A 16,991-nucleotide genomic window follows, 5' to 3' on the forward strand; every position below is an offset into this window, starting at 1 on the left:
CCTGCGCGGCAAGACACCGCTGGGTGTGGCGCGGGTCGCCAAGCGCCATGGCGTGCCGGTGCTGGTACTGGCCGGCACCTTGGGCGAGGGCTGCCAGCTTCATCCTCCACGCCGACCACGAGCAGAACGCTTCCACCTCCACCGTGCGCCTGGCGGGCTCCTCAGTGCCAACCCGTTCGCCTGTATCGCCGCCGGTATCGCCGCACTGTGGGGCCCTGCCCACGGTGGTGCGAACGAGGCCGTCCTGACCATGCTCGATGAAATCGGCGATGTCTCGAACATCGACAAGTTCATCGCCAAGGCCAAGGACAAGAACGACCCGTTCAAGCTCATGGGCTTCGGTCACCGCGTGTACAAGAACCGCGACCCGCGCGCCACCGTGATGAAGCAGACCTGCGACGAAGTGCTCAGCGAGCTGGGCATCAAGAACGACCCGCAGCTGGAACTGGCCATGCGCCTGGAAGAGATCGCCCTCACCGATCCGTACTTCATCGAGCGCTCGCTGTACCCGAACGTAGACTTCTACTCGGGTATCATCCTCAAGGCGATCGGCATTCCAACCAGCATGTTCACCGTGATCTTCGCCCTGGCACGTACTGTGGGCTGGATCTCGCACTGGAAGGAAATGCTCTCCGGCCCGTACAAGATCGGCCGCCCGCGCCAGCTGTACACCGGCGAAGCGCAACGCGACATCGCCGACCTGAAAGACCGCAAGTAAGCCTCGCGCCGAACGCATGAAAAAGGCCGCCCTCGGGCGGCCTTTTTCGTTTGCAGTACTCAGCCTCAGGGCTTTTCAGCCAGCGTTCGCAAGGCTTTCAAGGTATTGAACGGCGCATCCACCACGAACTTGTTCGCTATCAGCGACGGCACACTACCGCCTGGCTCGGTGTGCACCTGGTAAGTCACCTCGGTACTATCACCCTTGGGTACCAGTTTCCAGAAGCCCTGCACCCTGGACACACGCACGTAACCCTCGGCCTCCGGCAGGTATTTGGGCGCCTCCTCCAGCTTTCGCAGCAGGCTGCCATCAGCCTCTTCGACCGTGGTCACATGCAGGACCGAATCCCTTGGCGTAACCGGCCAGGGCGTATTGAACTGGGTGTAGGTCCAGCTCTGGTCGCCCTCGTGCTTGAGCAGCTTCTGCGATTTGCACTCGTGTATCCATTTGCAGGCACCCACCACATCCTCCTGCAACGCCTTGACCCTGGCCAACGGCGCCTTTATCACCGTCACACCGCGGTAGGCCTTGTACTTGGAGCCCGGCACTTCACTCAAGGACACCTGGATGCCCTCCTCGTCCTTGGCCACCTGCCAGTTCTCGGCCCAGGCCGTCGGCGCCAGCGCGACACCCAGGCCACATAGCAGTGCAATTCGCTTGATCGATCTCATCGTCTTGTTCCTTTTATCGAAGACCCAGCCCGTCACGCCGCCGTCATGCGCTCCAGCCAACCGATGATACGGATGGCGTCATCGCGGTCTTGGCCACAGACATCCGGATCAGCCTTGAACCCACCGCATACACTTGGCCGCTCGGGCTTGCCGAACAGAGCGCAAAGGTTTTCCACGGAAAGGTGCAGGCAACGCTCACCGGCAGGCTTGCCCTGGGGCATGCCGGGAATCGGTGAGCTGATGGATGGGGCAATGCAGCAGGCACCGCAGCCCTCGCGGCAATTCATGACAACAGGACCTCATGAAGAAAACGTGACGAACACCCTGGATACTAACCGCTCAAACAGGCGTTTGAAATTACCGTTACCAGGAAAGGAACAATGACCGAACAGTCAGTTGCGAAATTCAAAATCGATTGCCGCACCATCGACATCACGACGACTGTCGTTGCGCATCTGCAACTGCATTTCGTTGCTGATAAGGCGCCCGTTGAGCTGGAAGGGGCTGTCATCGGACACAGGATTCTGCGGGAACATGGCAGGTAACAATGGCTTGCGCCCCACAGGCGTATCGCCGACATCCGGCTTGAGGTTACTGACCATGTCGGCAGGCAGGCTCAGGTCGACCTTGGGCGAAGGCAGCGGCTTGCTGCTCGCCCGGTTTTTGGCGGCGGGTTTGGTCTTGGATTGGGGCTTGGGCTTAGGCTTGGCCGCAGGTTTCGCCGCGGCCTTTACTGGCGCCTTGACGGCAGGCTTGACCGTCTTGCCCTGAACAACCTCGGCCTTGGGCTGCGGCTGCGCAGCCTGCACCACGCCACCTGGCAACCAGGACAACGCCATGCAGAGCACCAAGGCAACGGGACGCAACAGGTTCATAGGTACCGAGATCAGGCCATAAAACGCGCATGCTCCCTCTTTCCCCGGCATCTGACAAGCCTAGCTTTTGTATGAAAAATGTACGCACTACGATTCCACCCACGCAAGGCAGGCGCACACTGCCCATAAGCGCCCACTCGCCGAGCGACAGCTGATTCCAAAAAAACCTAGAACAATGGACTGGCAGACTCGCGGCACAATTGGTGCGCCAGCAACCCCAAGGTCATCACTGCACGCTCAGCCTCTCGGCTCCATGGAATGCCGCAATTCAAGCGGATGCAATGGTTGAACTGCTCGGTATTGCTGAAGATCAGCCCCGGCGCAATGCTGATGCCCTGCTCCAGCGCACGCACGTGCAGTTCCTGGGTATTGACCCGCCCCGGCAAACTGATCCATAGAATGAAGCCGCCACTGGGTCGCGTCATCTGCGTACCCTCGGGGAAGTGCTGCTGCACCGCCAACTGATAAGCGCTGAGGTTCTTGCGGTACTCCTGACGAATGTAACGCAGGTGGCGGTCGTAGCCGCCGTTCTCCAGGTAAGCCGCCACGGCCATTTGCGTGACACTGCACGCCGAATGGGTGGTGAAGGTCTGCAGACGCTGGATCTCTTCCTGGTAACGCCCCGCAATCAGCCAGCCGACCCGCACACCCGGCGACAAGGTCTTGGAGAAACTCGAACAGTAGATCACCCGGTCCAACCGGTCGAAGGCCTTGAGCGCCTTGGTTCGCCCTTGTTCGAACATCAGCTCGCCATAGACGTCGTCCTCGACCACCTGGATATCGAAATCCGAGGCCAGGCGCAGCAGTTGCTTCTGGCGCTCCTCGGGCATGGTGCCGCCCAGCGGGTTGCTCAGCCGCGGCGTCAACACCAAGGCCTTGATCGACCATTGGTTGGCCGCCAGCTGCAACGCCTCGAGGCTGATGCCGGTGGACGGGTCGCTGGGAATCTCGATGACCTTCAAGCCCAGCAGGTCGGCCAATTGCAGCAAGCCATAGTAGGCCGGCGATTCGGCGGCGATCAGGTCGCCCGGCCGGGTCAGCACGCGCAAGGCCATCTGCAACGCATCGACGCAACCATGGGTCACCACCACTTCACGGGTGTCGACCAGCACGCCAGCATCGCGCATGCGAATGGCGATCTGCCTGCGCAGCGGCTCGAAACCCGGGCTGAACATGTAGCTGAAGGCCCGCGGGCTGTGGAAACGGGTGACCTTGGAGATTTGTTGGTGCAAGGCTCGCACCGGCAGGTAGTCGACGTGCGGCACCGCAGCGCCGAAGGGGAAAACGCCGTCGCGGCGGGCCTCGGTCAGCACCTGTTGGATGATGCTCGCCCGAGTGACCAGGCCAGGGCGCTCGACCCGCGCGATATCCGGCGTTTGCGCGGTCAGCGCCGGGGTTTGGTGCACGTAGTAGCCCGACTGCGGGCGCGCGCGAATCAGGCCTTGGTCTTCGAGGTTGGCGTAGGCCTGCAACACCGTGGCATGGCTGACATTGAGCTGGGCGCTCATCTTGCGCACGGAGGGCACGCGCTCGCCTGGCTGGTAGACACCCTGACGGATGTCATCGGCCAGTTGCTGGGCAATGCGCTGGTACAACAGCAGGTTGGTCATGGCGATTCTCGAAACACGAGGGGTCTTTGTTCTTGTCGATCGAGACAGAATACCGTAACAGTTACCAAGTGTACTGGGACAGATTCGAGAATAGTCGACATTACAGTCGCGTGATAGCACCTCTGTGAACAAAGCCACACCGCAGACAGCACAAGGCCGCTCCGCCAGGCATCCAGAGATACCCGAGGGAGCGGCCTTGTCGGTCGCCGCAGTGACCTAGCGTGGCGCCGCGAGCTTGCCTTTCTCGTCGGAGAACACGATTTCCACTCGACGGTTCTGCGCCCTGCCCCGCTCGGAGGCATTGGCCTCGAGCGGGTACTGGTCGCCATAACCTTCGACCTGGATGCGTTTGTCGTTGATGCCGAGGTCGACCAGCATGTCGGCCACCGATTGGGCACGGTCACGGGACAAGCGCAGGTTGTCCTGCGGGTTACCGGTGCTGTCGGTGTAGCCCTCGATGCGCACCACGCGACGGGGGTTGAGCTGGAGGAACTGCACCAGCTTGAGCACGGTGCGGCTCGCCGAGTTCTTGAGGTCGGCCTGGCCGGTGTCGAACAGCACATCACCCAAGGTCATCACCAGGCCACGGTCAGTCTGCTCGGAGGCCAGGGCGGCAATCTGCGACTCGACCCACTTGCCCTGCTGCTGCACGCTGGCGAGCTTGGCCTCGCGCAGTGCCAGTTGCAGGCGCTGGCGCTCCATCTCCAGCTTGGTCAGGCGCGCCTGGTTCGCGGCCAGCTTGGCGTGCTCGCCGGCGATTTCGCTGTAGCGCTGGCTCAGGTAGGCGTAGTGCCGCACATCCGCGCCACTGCCCAGGTAGCCCGACAGCCGCTCGGCACGCCCCAGGGACTCACCGGCACGGATCACATCGCGCGGCGCGCTGCGCAGCACCTCGGAGTTGTCCTTGACCTTCTGGAACGCAGCATTAGCCTCATCCAGCGACGACTCGCTGCGCTGACTGACGCACCCTTGCAACCCGACCAGCGCCAGCAACGCCAGGGCCGCCATCGACTTACTACGCATCATGGCTGCGCCTCCAGCTGCTTGCGCAGGCGCTTGACCCGCGACTCCAACAGATCAAGCTGCTCTTCGCTCTTCTCGGTCAGCACCCGCGCTTCGGCCAGCCGCGCATCCAGCTCGGCCTGCTCGGCGCGCATGCGCGCATCGCGGTAGTCCTCGGTGGCCAGGTTGGACTTGGCACGGGCGAACTTGTCTTCAGCCAGCTTCATCTCAGGCACCTGGTCGGTGGCGCCGACCGCCTTGGCCTGCTCCAGGGCCTGCTCGGACAGTCGCATCTGCTCATGGGGCGCCGGGTCGTTGGCGCAGCCCGCCAGGCCAAGCACGGCCAGGACAAGGATCAGGGGTTGGATTCTCACGCACTCTTCCTACTGTTTGGGGGCGTCCGCAGGCGCCTGCATCTGCGCCTTCCAGCGCTCGACATTGCGTTGCAACACGGCCTCGGACGCTCCGGAGGTCGGCAATTCTGTCAGTTTTTTCGCCAATTGCCCACGTAACCAGGCATCGTTGCAGGCCGAGTTGTGCGAAAGCGCCAGGTACAAGCCGGGGCGATCGACCGGCAGGCCCCGGGTGACGAGGTCTTTGCCTACACCGAGGGTCTGCGCCATGGCCATTCCCGAGTAGCGCCCGGCCAGCACGTAGTCGACCTGGCCCAATACCAGCTTCTGGAAGGCCTGGGTCAGGTTCTGTGCCGGCACCAGTTTCAGCTGGGACTTGGCGAACGCTTCGAAGGCCGGGGTCAGCCGCGCCTTTTCCGAGACGCTGCCCTGGTAGCGGGCCAGGTCTGCCGGGCCATCGAAGTCCACAAGCGAGTCGTGACGGGTCCAGACCAGGTACTCGTTGAGCTGCAAGGGCGGATGGATGTAGTCCAGGGCAGTCAATTGGGTGGTCTGCAAAGGGGTGTCGAGCAGCAGGTCCATGCGCCCGCTGCGCACTTCTTCCAAGGCCTGGTCGCGGCGACCGACATGCAATACCTCGAGCTTCAGGCCCAGCTCCTGGGCAGCCTGGCGCAGCAGGTCGACGTTGGCGCCGATCAGGTGCTTGGGGTCTTGCGGGTCTTGCCAGGAATACGGCGGCGCATCCGGGCTGCCGGTGGCCACCAGCTTTTCGCATTTGCCAGCAGCCATCGCGACTGGCGACAGCAGGGCCATCGACCAGGCCACGGCCCTGAGCCTTGCGCGAAATTCCATGGTTCACTCCTTGGTCCATACAACGGGTTGACGCATAAAAAAGCCCGACCCCTTCACAGGGGCCGGGCTTCTTTATAAGTGAAGCAGTCGGTTCAGACCAGCTTTTCCAGCTCTGGAACCGCTTCGAACAGGTCGGCGACCAGGCCGTAGTCGGCCACCTGCAAGATAGGCGCCTCTTCGTCCTTGTTGATCGCGACGATCACCTTGGAGTCCTTCATGCCTGCCAGGTGCTGGATCGCGCCAGAGATACCGACAGCGATGTACAGCTGTGGCGCGACGATCTTGCCGGTCTGGCCGACCTGCATGTCGTTGGGCACGAAGCCTGCGTCGACCGCAGCGCGCGAGGCACCTACAGCGGCGCCGAGCTTGTCGGCCAGGGTGTACAGGTGCTTGAAGTTGTCACCGTTGCCCATGCCACGGCCGCCGGAGACGACGATCTTGGCAGCGGTCAGTTCTGGGCGGTCGGACTTGGCCAACTCTTCGCCAACGAACGCCGACTTGCCGGCATCGTGGGCAGCAGCGACCGCTTCAACGGCAGCCGAACCGCCTTCTGCGGCCACGGCGTCGAAGCCGGTGGTACGCACGGTGATGACCTTGACCGCAGCGCTCGATTGCACGGTGGCAATGGCGTTACCGGCGTAGATCGGGCGCTTGAAGGTGTCGGCGGACTCAACAGCGATGATCTCGGAGATCTGGTCGACGTCCAGCAGCGCAGCAACGCGCGGCAGGATGTTCTTGCCATTGGTGGTAGCCGGGGCCAGCACGTGGCTGTAGCCCTTGGCCAGCTCGACGATCAGGGGCGCTACGTTTTCCGGCAGGGCGTGGGCGTAGGCAGCGTTATCGGCCACCAGCACCTTGGCGACGCCGGCGATTTTCGCAGCGGCTTCGGCAACGCCACCAACGCCTTGGCCCGCGACCAGCACGTGGATATCGCCGCCAATCTTGGCAGCAGCGGCGACAGTGTTCAGGGTAGCCGGGGCAACGGCGCCGGCTTCGTGTTCAGCGACAACCAGGATAGTCATTTAGATTACCTTCGCTTCGTTCTTCAGCTTCTCGACCAGTTCGGCCACCGACTTGACCTTGATACCGGCGCTGCGGGCAGCCGGCGCTTCGACTTTCAGGGTCTTGGTGGTGGAGGCGATGGAAACGCCCAGCGCATCTGGCGTCACGGTCTCCAGCGGCTTCTTCTTGGCCTTCATGATGTTCGGCAGCGACGCATAGCGCGGCTCGTTCAGGCGCAGGTCGGTGGTGACGATCGCCGGCAGGTTCAGTGCGACGGTCTGCAGGCCGCCATCGATCTCGCGGGTGACATTCAGCTTGTCGCCAGCCACTTCGACCTTGGAGGCGAAGGTGCCCTGGGCGTAGCCGGTCAGCGCGGCCAGCATCTGGCCGGTCTGGTTGTTGTCGCTGTCGATGGCCTGCTTGCCGAGGATCACCAGTTGCGGCTGCTCCTTGTCGACAATGGCCTTCAGCGCCTTGGCCACGGCCAGGGAGTTCAGCTCGTCGCTGCTCTCGACCAGAATGGCGCGGTCGGCACCCAGTGCCAGTGCGGTGCGCAGTTGCTCCTGAGCGGCGGTCGGGCCGACGGCAACAGCGATGATTTCAGTGGCGACGCCTTTCTCTTTCAGGCGCACGGCCTCTTCCACGGCGATTTCGCAGAAGGGGTTCATGGACATCTTGACGTTTGCAAGGTCGACGCCGGAGTTGTCCGCCTTGACGCGAACCTTGACGTTGTAGTCGACCACTCGTTTGACAGCTACAAGAACCTTCATGGATTCCTCGTTACTCTCCGGTGAAAAGAATGTCGCCTGGGGCAGGCCCGGCGAATGCGCGTGGGTACAAGGACACCTCTAAAAACGATGCGAGGCGAGGAAAATTTTCAGTGACCGATCAGTCTTGCTACGACTGCGCGGGCAAAACCCACGGGTCATTTCCTGTGGTGGCGTGTAGACTCCACTACAAAAAGCCCGATGGCTTGAAATACCTGCTCTACGCCTGGTCTTTAGGGGTGCACCTGCGCCCGACGGTCTGCCTACGGCGAACGTAAAACCGCTCGTATCTTGACCGTAACACCCAATCCGGTCAATACAGCAAATCGGCCAGCCTTTGGCCCCCCTCCTGCGAGTTTACTGGGCTGCGGCAAATTCAAACAAACGTTTGTATTGGACCCGCCACCTAGTGTAGATATAATGCGCGGCCAAGATAAAACGGTGTAGTTCGTCCCCGGCAGCGCTACAGCCGCGTACGTGCAACCAGCACCCATAAGATCAGCAAAAGCGTGAGCCTTGAGTAGGAGAGAACCTGTGGAACGCGAATACATGGAATTCGACGTGGTCATCGTCGGCGCAGGCCCGGCGGGCCTGTCCGCCGCCTGCCGCCTGAAGCAGAAGGCCGCCGAAGCCGGTAACGAGATCAGCGTCTGCGTGGTCGAGAAAGGCTCCGAGGTCGGCGCCCATATTCTCTCCGGCGCGGTGTTCGAGCCACGCGCCCTGAACGAGCTGTTCCCCGACTGGAAAGAACTCGGCGCGCCGCTGAACACCGAGGTCAAGCGCGACGACATCTACGTGCTCAAGGATGCCGGCAGCGCCACCAAGGTTCCTGACCTGTTCGTGCCCAAGACCATGCACAACCAGGGCAACTACATCATTTCCCTGGGCAACCTGTGCCGCTGGCTGGCCCAGCAGGCCGAGAACCTGGGCGTGGAGATCTACCCAGGCTTCGCCGCCCAGGAAGCGCTGTTCGATGAAAACGGCGTGGTGCGCGGTATCGTCACCGGCGATCTGGGTGTCGACCGCGAAGGCAACCCGAAAGACGGCCTGTACACCCCTGGCATGGAACTGCGTGCCAAGTACACCCTGTTCGCCGAAGGCTGCCGCGGCCACATCGGCAAGCAACTGATCAAGCGCTTCGACCTCGACAATGAGTCCGACGTGCAGCACTACGGTATTGGCCTGAAGGAAATCTGGGAAATCGACCCGGCCAAGCACGAGCAAGGCCTTGTGGTGCACACCGCCGGCTGGCCGCTGGATGTGGTCAGCGCCGAGAACACCGGCGGCTCGTTCCTCTATCACCTGGAAAACAACCAGGTGGTGGTCGGGCTGATCGTCGATTTGTCCTACGCCAACCCTTACCTGTCGCCGTTCGACGAATTCCAGCGCCTGAAGCACCACCCGGTGATGGCCAAATACCTCGAAGGCGGCAAGCGCATCAGCTACGGCGCCCGCGCCATCTGCAAAGGCGGCCTGAACTCGCTGCCGAAGATGGTCTTCAACGGTGGCGCGCTGATCGGCTGCGACCTGGGCACCCTGAACTTCTCCAAGATCAAGGGCAGCCACACCGCGATGAAATCCGGCATGCTCGCCGCCGAAGCCGTGGCCGATGCATTGCTCGCCGGCAGCGAGGGTGGCGACCTGCTCAATGGTTATGTCAGCGCCTTCAAGGCCAGCTGGCTGCATGAAGAGCTGTTCGCCAGCCGTAACTTCGGCCCGGCCCTGCACAAGTTCGGCCCGCTGCTGGGCGGCGCGTTCAACTACATCGACCAGAACTGGTTCGCCGGCAAGCTGCCGTTCACCCTGCACGACACCAAGCCGGACTACGCCTGCCTGAAGCTTGCGGCAGACTCGAAGAAAATCGACTACCCGAAACCGGACGGCAAGCTCAGCTTCGACAAGCTCAGCTCGGTATTCCTCTCCAGCACCAACCATGAAGAGGAACAACCCTGCCACCTGAAACTGACCGACCCGAACGTGCCGATCGCCACCAACCTGCCGCTCTACGACGAGCCGGCCCAGCGCTACTGCCCGGCGGGCGTGTACGAGGTGGTCACCCAGGAAGACGGCAACAAGCGCTTCCAGATCAACGCGCAGAACTGCGTGCATTGCAAGACCTGCGACATCAAGGACCCGTCCCAGAACATCACCTGGGTCACCCCTGAAGGCGCTGGCGGGCCGAACTACCCCAACATGTAACTTCGGCGCTGTACGAAAAAGCCCCCAAGGCCGCAAGGCCTGGGGGCTTTTTCATGCAGCGGGATGACACAACGCTCGTGGGAGCGGCCTTGTCAGGACACCGAACCGGTCGGAAAGGGCCGCAAAGCGGCCCCACTGCCTTCAACAGCCGACGGCCCGCTCCTCGACCCGCAGTTGCACCGACTCGGCATACACCAGCGCCGTCAACCACCCCACCACACCCATGATCGCGCAGAACCCCACGCACACCCACGGGCTCCAGGGCATCAGCGCAATCAGTGCCAGCGGCGTAGTACTCGCCCAAAGCGCATAGGCAACGTTGTAGGTGAAGGAAATCCCCGACACGCGGATTTCTGCCGGGAACAGCCCGACCATCACCGACGGCACCACCCCCACCACGCCACACGACAACCCGGCCAGGGCATAGGCCAGCCAGGTCCAGCCCCACTGCCCCACCAGGCTCGCGTACAGCGCGCCGATACCCAGCGGCAGCACCAGGCTGTAGATCATCAAGGCCCGCCAGGCGCCGATGCGGTCGACCAACAGCCCCGCCAGCACGCAGCCGATATTCAGGAACACGATACCCACGCTGCTCAACGCGAAGGTGTGCGCCGCATCGATGCCGAAGCGCTGCTGCATCACGGTCGGGGTGATCACCACCAGCACCACCACCGCCGAGGTCAGCACGCAGGTCAGCAGTGCGGCGGGGATCAACGCCTGGCGATGGCGGCTCAGCACCTGGCGCAGCGGGAATGCCACCGGTTGCGCGTTGCGCTCACGCAGGGCCAGGAACACTGGCGTCTCGCTCAGCCAACGGCGCAGCCACACCCCCACCACCCCGAATACCCCGCCCAGCAGGAAGGGGTAGCGCCAGGCGTAGTCGAGGATTTCCTGCGCCGTGAACACCTGCGCCAGCAAGGTGGCCGCCAAGGCGCCGAGCAGGTAGCCGAAGGTCAGCCCCGCCTGCAAGAAGCCCAAGGCATAGCCGCGTCGGCCAGCGGGCGCGTGTTCGGCGACGAAGGTCCAGGCACTGGGCACCTCGCCGCCCACCGCCGCGCCTTGCAGAATGCGCAGGGCCAGCAGCAGCAACGGCGCGGCGTAGCCGATATCGGCATAGGTCGGCATTACCCCGATCAGCAGGCACGGCAAGGCCATCATCAGGATGCTCAGGCTGAACACCCGCTTGCGCCCCAGGTGGTCGGCAAAATGCGCCATCAGGATGCCGCCTAGTGGGCGCGCCAGGTAACCGGTGACGAAGATGCCGAAGCTTTGCAGCAAGCGCAGCCACTCCGGCATCTCGGGCGGGAAGAACAGCTGGCTGAGGGTCAGGGCGAAGAACACGAAGATGATGAAATCGTAGATTTCCAGCGCGCCGCCCAGCGCCGCCAGCCCCAGGGTGCGGTGGTCGCTACGGCTGAAGCGAGGCGCGCGGGCGGTAGTGTTGGCAGTCATGGCAGGTTCCGCGAATAAGCAAGGCGCAGAGGATACCAAATGCCTGGCGCAGGTGCCGGGCAAGCGTCAGTTGGAGCGACCGAACACCGTGTGCGCGAAGTTCAAGCGCCGCCTGGGGTAGCCCGCCGTCGACCCGTTGGCGGCGGGTAGCAGCAATTGCCCGAGCAGCTGCGGCGAATCGATGATCGCCATGAAAGACTCCAGCGCCTCGCTGTCCGGCGCGTTCGGCAGGCTGATACTCACCGCCTGGCGCTCGGTCTGCGGCACGCTGGGCACCTTCAGGTGATGGGAGTGGTACAGCAAGGCATGCTGGATCTGCGTACTGACCCGGCAGAACCGCGCCAGGTCCACCCCGGCGTGGCTGCCCAGCTCGATATTGCCCACCAGCAGGTGGAACGGCTGCAAGGCGCATTGCACCAGGCGTTGCAGGTCATCGAAGCTTTCCACCGGAGCGATTCGGTAATAGCCCAGGCCGTTGAGCATCTTCTCCAGCTGTAGCCGCTGGTACGGGTGCTCGTCGGCGATCAGGATCCGCAGGGTCTTGTTCGGCATGGTCGGGGCCTGGCAGCAAGGTATCGGGGGAATGCTCCTTGACCATACGGCGCCCATGCAGGCGATGCCGGGGCTACGCCTGGCGGGGGTCTTTCTTGATAGTTGTCGCGAAACCGTGAGAAATCAAGTGGCCAGCACCGGGAATTTTCACCCCTGTTTCACGGGGTTTTCACCCTGCACTACCCTGGTGCTAAATCCCTCCTGCCGGGCTTCGTTTACCTGTGGCCCCCGTGCGTGCCTCGACTCGGCAACGCGCGCCCCTCACACCTGGCTGGAAGTTCGTATGAGACGCACATCCAACACCCCTCGCCGCCTGCTCATCGGCGGCCTGGGCCTGCTTTCCCTGGCTTGCCTGCTGGCCTGGAAGGCCCAGCCCTTCGGCACCCCGCCGGTCAGCACCGTGCAAGTGACGCGTGCCGATATCGAAAGCAGCGTCACCGCCCTGGGCACCTTGCAACCGCGACGCTACGTCGACGTCGGCGCCCAAGCTTCGGGGCAGATCCGCAAGCTGCACGTGGAGGTTGGCGACGAAGTGCGCCAGGGCCAACTGCTGGTCGAGATCGACCCCTCCACCCAGCAGGCGCGGCTCGATGCCGGGCGCTACTCAATCGAGAACCTCAAGTCGCAGCTCGCCGAGCAGCGCGCCCAGTACCTGCTGGCCCAGCAGCAGTACCGCCGCCAGCAAGACCTGAGCAAGGCCGGCGCTACCCGCGAAGAGGAAGTGCAGGAGGCCCAGGCCCAAGTGAAGGTGACCCAGGCGCGCATCGACATGTACCAGGCGCAGATCCGCCAGGCCCAGGCCAGCCTGCGCAGCGACGAGGCGGAGCTGGGATACACGCGCATCTACGCGCCGATGAGCGGCACCGTAGTGGCGGTGGATGCCCGCGAAGGCCAGACCCTCAACGCCCAGCAACAGACGCCGTTGATCCTGCGCATCGCCAAGCTGTCGCCAATGACGGTCTGGGCCCAGGTATCCGAGGCCGACATCGGCCAGGTCAAACCCGGCATGAACGCCTACTTCACCACCCTGGCCGGCGGCAAGCGCCGCTGGACCAGCACCGTGCGGCAGATCCTGCCGATCCCACCCAAGCCGCTGGACCAGACCAGCCAGGGTGGCGGCAGCCCGGCCAGTGCTGGCAGCGGCAGCAGCGAAAGCAAAGTGGTGCAGTACACCGTGCTGCTGGATGTAGAAAACCCCGACGGCGCACTGATGGCCGAGATGACCACCCAGGTGTTCTTCGTCGCCGGCAGCGCCAGCCAGGTGCTCACCGCGCCTCTGGCAGCCCTGGACGACGTCCCCGACGACGGCCTGCGCCTGGCCCAGGTGCTGACCCGCGACGGCACCATCGAGCAGCGCAAGGTGCGCACCGGCCTCAGCGACCGGCTGCGGGTCCAAGTGCTCGACGGCCTCAGCGAAGGCGAGCAACTGGTGATCGGTGCCCCCGGCGCCAGTGGAGGTTGAATGAACGCACCGCTGATCGAGCTGGACGGCATCCACAAGGTGTATGGCGGCGTGGACTCCCCCGAGGTCCAGGTACTGCGCGGTATCAGCCTGAGCATCCGGCCCGGCGAGTTCGTCGCCATCGTCGGTGCTTCAGGTTCCGGCAAGTCGACCCTGATGAACATCCTCGGCTGCCTCGACCGGCCCTCCTCTGGCAGCTATCGCTTCGCCGGCCGCGACGTGGCCGAGCTGGACAACGACGAGCTGGCCTGGCTGCGCCGCGAAGCCTTCGGTTTCGTGTTCCAGGGCTACCACCTGATTCCCTCAGGCTCAGCCCTGGAGAACGTGGAAATGCCGGCCATCTATGCTGGCATCCCTGCCGACGAACGCCACGCCCGCGCCCACGCCCTGCTCGAGCGCCTGGGCCTGGCCAGCCGCACCGGCAACCGCCCACACCAGCTGTCGGGCGGGCAGCAACAACGCGTCTCGATTGCCCGTGCGCTGATGAACGGCGGCCATATCATCCTCGCCGACGAACCGACCGGCGCCCTCGACAGCCACAGCGGTGCCGAGGTGATGACGCTGCTCGACGAGCTGGCCAGCCAGGGCCATGTGATCATCCTGATTACCCATGACCGCGAGGTGGCCGCGCGCGCCCGGCGCATCGTCGAAGTGCGTGACGGCCTGATCATCAGCGACTCGGCCGCCGAGCAGCCTGCTGGCGAGCCGGCAACGGGCCTTCAGGCCGACGAAGTACGCCAGCGCCTGGACCGCGGCGCCAGCCTGCGCGGGGCCTGGAAAGGCGAGCTGGTCGAGGCGTTGCAGGCGGCCTGGCGAGTGATGTGGATCAACCGCTTTCGCACCGCACTGACCCTGCTCGGCATCGTCATCGGCGTGGCCTCGGTGGTGGTGATGCTGGCCGTGGGCGAAGGCAGCAAGCGCCAGGTGATGGCGCAAATGGCTGCCTTCGGCTCCAACATCCTTTACCTCAGCGGCAAGCACGCCACGGCCCGCGAGCCCGGTGGCATCGTCAGCCTCGACGACGTCGCCGCCCTCGCCGCGCTGCCGCAGGTGCAGCGCATCATGCCGGTGATCGGCGGCGAGCTGATGGTGCGCCACGGCAACAACAACCAGCAGTTCTACGTGGGCGGCAACAACACCGACTTCCCGCAGATTCTCAACTGGCCGGTGGTAGAAGGTAGCAACTTCACCGAAGCCGACGAACGTGCCGGCGCCGCCGTGGCGGTGATCGGCCCCAAGGTGCGGGAAAAACTGCTGCCGCCGGGCGGCAACCCACTCGGCCAGTACCTGCTGATCGAGAACGTGCCCTTCCAGGTGATCGGCATCCTTGCCGCCAAGGGCGCAAGCTCCGGCGACCAGAACGCCGACGAGCGCATCGTCGTGCCCTATTCGGCAGCCTCCACACGCCTGTTCGGCAAGCACGACCCCGAATACGTGATCATCGCCGCCAGCGACTCCAGCCGCGTGGCCGAGACCGAAAAGGCCATCGAGCACATCATGCGCAAGCGCCACCAGGGCAAGAAGGACTTCGACCTGACCAACGACGCCGCGCTGATCCAGGCCGAGGCGCGCACCCAGAACAGCCTGTCGCTGATGCTGGGCGCGATCGCCGCGATTTCGCTGCTGGTCGGCGGGATCGGGGTGATGAACATCATGCTCATGACTGTGCGCGAACGCACCCGCGAAATCGGTATTCGCATGGCTACCGGCGCGCGCCAGCGCGACATCCTGCGCCAGTTCCTCACCGAGGCGGTGATGCTGTCGATGGTCGGCGGCGTCACCGGCATCGTCCTGGCCCTGGGCATTGGTGCCAGCCTGCTGCTGGCCGGCATCGCCGTGGCCTTCGCCCTGCCGGCCATCCTCGGCGCCTTCGCCTGTGCGGTGGTCACAGGCGTGGTGTTCGGTTTCATGCCGGCGCGAAAAGCCGCGCGCCTCGACCCGGTCAAAGCCCTTACCAGCGTGTAGCCCATGACATTGCCAAGACGCATCAGCCTGTTGACCCTGAGCATCGCCCTCGCCGCCTGCTCCGCCAGCCCCCCGCCGGCCGCCGACCTCACCCCGCCTGCGGCCTGGCAAGGCCCGGGCGACCCCGCCCTGCCCTTGCCAGACCACGACTGGTGGCGCGGTTTCGCCAGCCGCGAACTGGACCGCCTGGTACAGCGCGCCCGCGACAACAGCCACGACCTGGCGGCCGCCACCGCGCGCGTACGCCAGGCCCAGGCCAATGCCGTGATCGCCGGCGCCCCGCTGCTGCCTGAACTGCAACTGGGCCTGGACGGCAGCCGCCAGCGCCTGCTGCGAGGTGACGGCAACAACCAGCTCGACGCCAGCAGCAGTGATCGCACCAGTACCTCGTTCGGCACCCGCCTGAGCGCCAGCTACGAGCTGGACTTCTGGGGCGGCCTACGCGCCGCCCGCGACAGCGCACTGCTCAACCTCGACGCCAGCCGTTTCGACCGCCAGACGGTAGAGCTGACCCTCACCAGCGCGGTGGCCGACAGCTACCTGCGCAACCTGGCCCTGGAAGAACAGCTACGCATCGCCCGCCTGAACCTGAAGAATGCCCGGGATGTCCTCGGGCTTGTGGAGGCCCGCACGCAGTCCGGCGCCGCCACCCGCCTTGAGCTGGCCCAGCAGCGCAGCCTGGTGGCCGCCCAAGAGCGCCAGCTGCCGCTGCTGGAGCAGCAATGGCAAGACAACCGCGTGACCCTCGCGACCCTGCTGGGCGACCCCGTGCAGTCACTGTCCGCAGTCGATGAGTCAATCGATAGCCTGCGCTGGCCGCAGATCGGCAGCGGCGTACCCAGCGACCTGCTCAGCCGCCGCCCGGACATCGCCACCGCCGAGGCCCGCCTGGCCGCAGCCAGCGCCGACGTACAGGTGGCCAGGGCGGCGATGCTGCCACGAGTAGTACTGGGCGCCGACCTGGGCAGCGGCGCGCGCACCTTCGCCAACCTGCTCGACAGCCCGTTCTACACCCTTACCGCCGGGCTCACCGCGCCGATCTTCGACAACGGCCAGCGCCGTGCGGGTCACGACCTGGCCAAGGCGGTCCAGGACGAGCTGCTGGAGAACTACCGCACCAGCATCGTGGCGGGCTTTGCCGATGTGGAGAAGGCACTTAACGCGATCGCCGGCGTGGACCGCCAGCGGCAGTGGCAGGACGAGGAAGTGCGCCAGGCGCGCATCGCCTTCGAGCTCGCTGAACAGCGCTATGCGGCCGGCGCCGAGACCTTGCTGATCGTGCTGGAAACCCAGCGCACGCTGTACCAGGCGCTGGATCAGCAGGCGCAGCTGCGCCTGGCGCGGTTGCAAGGTAGCGTGGCGTTGTACAAGGCGTTGGGGGGTGGGTGGCAGGTGGCTGCGCAATAGTAGTTGTAGCGCCTGCACGGGCCTCTTCGCGGGTAAACCCGCTCCTACAGGTACAGCGCTGTTCTCAAGGGCAGTGTTGTACTTGTGGGAGCGGGTTTACCCGC

Annotated in this window: 15 protein-coding genes and 1 pseudogene; 5 read left to right on the plus strand and 11 right to left on the minus strand. The window is 64.4% G+C overall.

From position 1 onward, the window contains the following. Positions 1 to 98 precede the first annotated feature (98 nt). A pseudogene (locus tag ACQKPE_RS13210) lies at positions 99 to 718 on the plus strand (citrate/2-methylcitrate synthase); the annotation flags it as partial. A gap of 65 nt (positions 719 to 783) precedes the next feature. Here ACQKPE_RS13210 and ACQKPE_RS13215 read toward each other — a convergent pair. The 9 genes from ACQKPE_RS13215 to ACQKPE_RS13255 form a co-directional block, all read right to left on the minus strand. Next, positions 784 to 1,389, minus strand: a complete 606-nt coding sequence (locus ACQKPE_RS13215) for an START domain-containing protein (protein WP_427666430.1) — start codon at positions 1,387 to 1,389, stop codon at positions 784 to 786. A 32-nt stretch (positions 1,390 to 1,421) separates the two neighbouring features. Beyond that, positions 1,422 to 1,676 carry a YkgJ family cysteine cluster protein gene (locus tag ACQKPE_RS13220; RefSeq protein WP_427666431.1) on the minus strand — a complete coding sequence of 85 codons (255 nt, stop codon included), beginning with the start codon at positions 1,674 to 1,676 and terminating at the stop codon, positions 1,422 to 1,424. Between the two features lie 105 nt (positions 1,677 to 1,781). Further along, entirely contained in the window at positions 1,782 to 2,264 is a 483-nt protein-coding gene (locus tag ACQKPE_RS13225; RefSeq protein ID WP_427666433.1) for a hypothetical protein, read from the minus strand. A 167-nt stretch (positions 2,265 to 2,431) separates the two neighbouring features. Further along, complete coding sequence (locus ACQKPE_RS13230; protein ID WP_427666434.1) at positions 2,432 to 3,874, minus strand: PLP-dependent aminotransferase family protein; 1,443 nt, start codon at positions 3,872 to 3,874, stop codon at positions 2,432 to 2,434. Positions 3,875 to 4,090: 216 nt separating this feature from the next. Beyond that, positions 4,091 to 4,900, minus strand: a complete 810-nt coding sequence (locus tag ACQKPE_RS13235; RefSeq protein ID WP_427666436.1) for an OmpA family protein — start codon at positions 4,898 to 4,900, stop codon at positions 4,091 to 4,093. Beyond that, positions 4,897 to 5,250 carry a DUF4398 domain-containing protein gene (locus ACQKPE_RS13240; protein WP_427666438.1) on the minus strand — a complete coding sequence of 118 codons (354 nt, stop codon included), beginning with the start codon at positions 5,248 to 5,250 and terminating at the stop codon, positions 4,897 to 4,899. The genes ACQKPE_RS13235 and ACQKPE_RS13240 overlap by 4 nt, the downstream gene beginning before the upstream one ends. Positions 5,251 to 5,259: 9 nt before the next feature. Continuing rightward, the gene (locus tag ACQKPE_RS13245; RefSeq protein ID WP_427666440.1) at positions 5,260 to 6,081 is read right to left on the minus strand and encodes a substrate-binding periplasmic protein; all 822 of its coding nucleotides are present in this window, start codon (positions 6,079 to 6,081) and stop codon (positions 5,260 to 5,262) included. Positions 6,082 to 6,173: 92 nt separating this feature from the next. Next, entirely contained in the window at positions 6,174 to 7,103 is a 930-nt protein-coding gene (locus ACQKPE_RS13250; RefSeq protein WP_427666442.1) for an electron transfer flavoprotein subunit alpha/FixB family protein, read from the minus strand. Beyond that, positions 7,104 to 7,853, minus strand: coding sequence for an electron transfer flavoprotein subunit beta/FixA family protein (locus tag ACQKPE_RS13255; RefSeq protein ID WP_427666443.1), 750 nt, complete (start codon positions 7,851 to 7,853; stop codon positions 7,104 to 7,106). A gap of 531 nt (positions 7,854 to 8,384) precedes the next feature. Between ACQKPE_RS13255 and ACQKPE_RS13260 the strand changes: the two genes are divergently transcribed. Beyond that, the gene (locus ACQKPE_RS13260; RefSeq protein ID WP_427666445.1) at positions 8,385 to 10,049 is read left to right on the plus strand and encodes an electron transfer flavoprotein-ubiquinone oxidoreductase; all 1,665 of its coding nucleotides are present in this window, start codon (positions 8,385 to 8,387) and stop codon (positions 10,047 to 10,049) included. 141 nt (positions 10,050 to 10,190) lie between these two features. On the opposite strand, the gene ACQKPE_RS13265 is transcribed toward ACQKPE_RS13260, so the two are convergent. Both ACQKPE_RS13265 and ACQKPE_RS13270 read right to left on the minus strand, forming a co-directional pair. Then, the gene (locus ACQKPE_RS13265; RefSeq protein WP_427666447.1) at positions 10,191 to 11,501 is read right to left on the minus strand and encodes an MFS transporter; all 1,311 of its coding nucleotides are present in this window, start codon (positions 11,499 to 11,501) and stop codon (positions 10,191 to 10,193) included. A 66-nt stretch (positions 11,502 to 11,567) separates the two neighbouring features. Next, complete coding sequence (locus tag ACQKPE_RS13270) at positions 11,568 to 12,053, minus strand: histidine kinase (RefSeq protein ID WP_427666448.1); 486 nt, start codon at positions 12,051 to 12,053, stop codon at positions 11,568 to 11,570. Positions 12,054 to 12,336: 283 nt separating this feature from the next. Between ACQKPE_RS13270 and ACQKPE_RS13275 the strand changes: the two genes are divergently transcribed. Genes ACQKPE_RS13275 through ACQKPE_RS13285 form a run of 3 tightly spaced genes read left to right on the plus strand, consistent with a single transcriptional unit; the run spans position 12,337 to position 16,887 of the window. Next, positions 12,337 to 13,515 carry an efflux RND transporter periplasmic adaptor subunit gene (locus ACQKPE_RS13275; RefSeq protein ID WP_427666450.1) on the plus strand — a complete coding sequence of 393 codons (1,179 nt, stop codon included), beginning with the start codon at positions 12,337 to 12,339 and terminating at the stop codon, positions 13,513 to 13,515. Beyond that, positions 13,516 to 15,480, plus strand: a complete 1,965-nt coding sequence (locus ACQKPE_RS13280) for a MacB family efflux pump subunit (RefSeq protein WP_427666451.1) — start codon at positions 13,516 to 13,518, stop codon at positions 15,478 to 15,480. 3 nt (positions 15,481 to 15,483) lie between these two features. Beyond that, positions 15,484 to 16,887: an efflux transporter outer membrane subunit gene (locus tag ACQKPE_RS13285; protein WP_427666453.1), complete on the plus strand. Its 1,404-nt coding sequence runs from the start codon at positions 15,484 to 15,486 to the stop codon at positions 16,885 to 16,887. The last annotated feature ends 104 nt before the right edge of the window (positions 16,888 to 16,991 follow it).

Source organism: Pseudomonas sp. NPDC089554, from assembly GCF_050280645.1.
GTDB lineage: Bacteria > Pseudomonadota > Gammaproteobacteria > Pseudomonadales > Pseudomonadaceae > Aquipseudomonas.

Bases quoted from the DNA above. Each gene is read 5' to 3' on its own strand.
- ACQKPE_RS13215 (WP_427666430.1), bottom strand. From the start codon at position 1,389: ATGAGATCGATCAAGCGAATTGCACTGCTATGTGGCCTGGGTGTCGCG.
- ACQKPE_RS13220 (WP_427666431.1), bottom strand. From the start codon at position 1,676: ATGAATTGCCGCGAGGGCTGCGGTGCCTGCTGCATTGCCCCATCCATC.
- ACQKPE_RS13225 (WP_427666433.1), bottom strand. From the start codon at position 2,264: ATGAACCTGTTGCGTCCCGTTGCCTTGGTGCTCTGCATGGCGTTGTCC.
- ACQKPE_RS13230 (WP_427666434.1), bottom strand. From the start codon at position 3,874: ATGACCAACCTGCTGTTGTACCAGCGCATTGCCCAGCAACTGGCCGAT.
- ACQKPE_RS13235 (WP_427666436.1), bottom strand. From the start codon at position 4,900: ATGATGCGTAGTAAGTCGATGGCGGCCCTGGCGTTGCTGGCGCTGGTC.
- ACQKPE_RS13245 (WP_427666440.1), bottom strand. From the start codon at position 6,081: ATGGAATTTCGCGCAAGGCTCAGGGCCGTGGCCTGGTCGATGGCCCTG.
- ACQKPE_RS13250 (WP_427666442.1), bottom strand. From the start codon at position 7,103: ATGACTATCCTGGTTGTCGCTGAACACGAAGCCGGCGCCGTTGCCCCG.
- ACQKPE_RS13255 (WP_427666443.1), bottom strand. From the start codon at position 7,853: ATGAAGGTTCTTGTAGCTGTCAAACGAGTGGTCGACTACAACGTCAAG.
- ACQKPE_RS13265 (WP_427666447.1), bottom strand. From the start codon at position 11,501: ATGACTGCCAACACTACCGCCCGCGCGCCTCGCTTCAGCCGTAGCGAC.
- ACQKPE_RS13270 (WP_427666448.1), bottom strand. From the start codon at position 12,053: ATGCCGAACAAGACCCTGCGGATCCTGATCGCCGACGAGCACCCGTAC.
- ACQKPE_RS13275 (WP_427666450.1), top strand. From the start codon at position 12,337: ATGAGACGCACATCCAACACCCCTCGCCGCCTGCTCATCGGCGGCCTG.
- ACQKPE_RS13280 (WP_427666451.1), top strand. From the start codon at position 13,516: ATGAACGCACCGCTGATCGAGCTGGACGGCATCCACAAGGTGTATGGC.
- ACQKPE_RS13285 (WP_427666453.1), top strand. From the start codon at position 15,484: ATGACATTGCCAAGACGCATCAGCCTGTTGACCCTGAGCATCGCCCTC.